Genomic DNA, 2,634 nt, shown 5'->3' on the forward strand with positions numbered 1-2,634 from the left:
GTCCATGATCGTCTTCACACCGGCACCGGGTTCGCCGACCATCTCCCCGATTGCATTCACGAATTCGACTTCGGAGGATGCGTTGGAACGGTTGCCGAGCTTGTCCTTCAGCCGCTGGAAGCGGAAGCCGTTGCCCGAGCCGTCACCGAGAACGCGCGGTACGAGGAAGCACGACAGCCCCTCCGGCGCCTGCGCCAGCACCAGGAAGGCATCCGACATCGGCGCCGACATGAACCATTTGTGCCCGGTCAGACGATAAAAACCGCTGCCGGCGCGTTCCGCCCTCGTCACATTGGCGCGCACATCGGTGCCGCCCTGTTTCTCGGTCATGCCCATGCCGAGCGTCAGCCCGGTTTTCTCGACCGGCGGCTTTTGGCTCTGGTCATATTTGCGCGTCGTCACGCGCGGCGCCCATTCACGAAACAGTTTCGGGCTGGCCATCAAGGCCGCCAGCGAAGCGTTGGTCATGGTGATGGGGCACAGATGCCCGGTCTCGAGCTCCGCCGTCAGATAAAACCGGGCGGCACGGACCTGATGGCGGCGGCCGATCTCGGTGTCGCCGTTTTCCCACACCGAGGAATGCAGCCCATTGGCCACGGAGCGGCGCATCAAGGCGTGATAGGCGGGATGGAACTCGACCACGTCGATGCGCCGTCCTTGGCGATCATGCGTCCTCAGCTTCGGCGTCTCGACATTGGCGAGGCGCGCCAGTTCCTGCGCCTCCTGCGTCAGCACGAAACGGCCGAGACCGTCGAGTTCCCGGCGCACCGGATCGGAAAAACGCTCCGCGAGCTGGATCAGCAACGGATCGCCCCGCCAGGCGTTGCCGCCCGTCAGCGGCGGCGGCTGGTTCGTCACGTCGTCGGTCACGCCCAATCCTTCTATCGTCAGAAAGCCACGAATCCGAGGCTGTCGGCTAGATATAGCCAAGCCATGCAGCGCGCGCGATGAAAATACCGGCCGATACAATCGGCCATCTACACGAAAAAAATGAGGAGAACGGTTCCAATGCAAAGCTGGCGCTTGCAGCCGCAAAGTCTCCACCCTATAGCAGCCCCTTGAGATGACCGACGCTTCGTCCCCCTATCCTCAACGCCATCTTCTGGGCATCCGCGACCTTTCCCCTGCCGACATCGAGCTGTTGCTCGACAGGGCGGACCGGGCGGTCGCGATCTCGCGGCAGTCCGAGAAGAAAACCTCGACGCTGCGCGGCCGCACACAGATCAACCTGTTCTATGAAGCCTCGACGCGCACGCAGTCGTCGTTCGAACTGGCCGGAAAGCGGCTTGGCGCCGATGTCATGAACATGTCGGTGGCAAGCTCTTCGGTGAAGAAGGGCGAAACGCTCATCGACACGGCGATGACGCTGAATGCCATGCGGCCCGACATATTGATCATCCGCCACCAGTCGGCCGGTGCGGCCGCGCTTCTCGCGCAGAAGGTCGGCTGCTCCGTCGTCAATGCCGGCGACGGCGCGCATGAGCACCCGACACAGGCGCTGCTCGACGCGCTGACCATCCGCCGCGCCAAAGGCCCGCTGTCGAAGCTGATCGTGGCGATCTGCGGCGACATCCTGCATTCGCGCGTGGCGCGCTCCAACATCATGCTGCTCAACGCGCTCGGCGCGCAGGTGCGCGTCGTTGCGCCGTCGACGCTGCTGCCCACTGGCATCGAGAAGATGGGCGTCATCGTCACCCGTTCGATGGCCGAAGGCCTCAAGGACGCCGATGTGGTGATGATGCTGCGCCTGCAGCGCGAGCGCATGGAAGGCGCCTTCGTGCCTTCGGTGCGCGAGTATTTCCGCTATTTCGGCCTCGATGCGGAAAAACTGAAGGCGGCCAAAGACGACGCGTTGGTGATGCACCCCGGACCGATGAACCGTGGCGTCGAGATCGCTTCGGAAATCGCCGACGGCCCGCAAAGCGTCATCCAGGAACAGGTCGAAATGGGCGTTGCTGTGCGCATGGCGGTCATGGAAGCGCTGCTCGATCCCCGTCGCAATCAAGAGGGCCGCGGCGCATGAGCATAACGGTCTTTGAGCGCGCCCGCATCGTCGACCCCTCGCGCGGCATGGACGAGATCGGCGCCGTCATCGTCGATGGCCGCAAGATCGTTGCCGCCGGCAAGCCAGCGCTCAACCAGGGCGCGCCCGAGGGCGCCACCATTATCGACTGCGCCGGCAAGGCGATCATTCCAGGCCTTATCGACGGCCGCGTCTTCATCGGCGAACCGGGCGGCGAGCATCGCGAAACCATTGCGTCGGCGAGTGTCGCGGCGGCGGCTGGCGGCGTCACCTCCATCGTCATGATGCCCGATACCGACCCGGTGATCGACAATGTGGCGCTTGTCGAGTTCGTGCTGCGCACCGCCAAAGACACGGCTATCGTCAACGTCTTTCCGGCTGCGGCGATCACCAAGGGCCTCGACGGGCGCGAGATGACCGAGTTCGGCCTGCTGCGCGAAGCCGGCGCGGTCGCCTTCACCGATGGCCGCCACACCATATCGAGTGCGCTGGTGATGCGCCGCGCGCTGACCTATGCGCGCGACTTCGGCGCCACCATCGTGCATGAGACGCAGGATGCGGACCTCGGTTCATCCGGCGTGATGAATGAAGGCCTCTACGCCAGCTGGCTC

2 protein-coding genes and 1 pseudogene are annotated in these 2,634 nt (G+C 64.3%); 2 read left to right on the plus strand and 1 reads right to left on the minus strand.

What is annotated here, in order from left to right:
* On the minus strand, positions 1–870 hold an 870-nt coding region (locus EOA22_RS30275; RefSeq protein ID WP_206521362.1), incomplete at its 3' end, for an acyl-CoA dehydrogenase family protein.
* Between the two features lie 193 nt (positions 871–1,063).
* Between EOA22_RS30275 and EOA22_RS30280 the strand changes: the two genes are divergently transcribed.
* Both EOA22_RS30280 and EOA22_RS30285 read left to right on the plus strand, forming a co-directional pair.
* Positions 1,064–2,023 (plus strand): aspartate carbamoyltransferase catalytic subunit, encoded by a 960-nt coding sequence (locus EOA22_RS30280; RefSeq protein ID WP_063167954.1) that lies wholly within the window; start codon positions 1,064–1,066, stop codon positions 2,021–2,023.
* A pseudogene (locus EOA22_RS30285) lies at positions 2,020–2,634 on the plus strand (dihydroorotase); the annotation flags it as partial. The gene EOA22_RS30280 and the pseudogene EOA22_RS30285, both read left to right, overlap by 4 nt.

The organism is Mesorhizobium sp. M7A.F.Ca.US.014.04.1.1 (assembly GCF_003998745.1).
GTDB classification, from domain to species: Bacteria; Pseudomonadota; Alphaproteobacteria; order Rhizobiales; family Rhizobiaceae; genus Mesorhizobium; species Mesorhizobium ciceri.

Excerpts from the sequence above, each read along its gene's own strand:
- EOA22_RS30280 (WP_063167954.1), top strand. The coding sequence starts at position 1,064 with ATGACCGACGCTTCGTCCCCCTATCCTCAACGCCATCTTCTGGGCATC.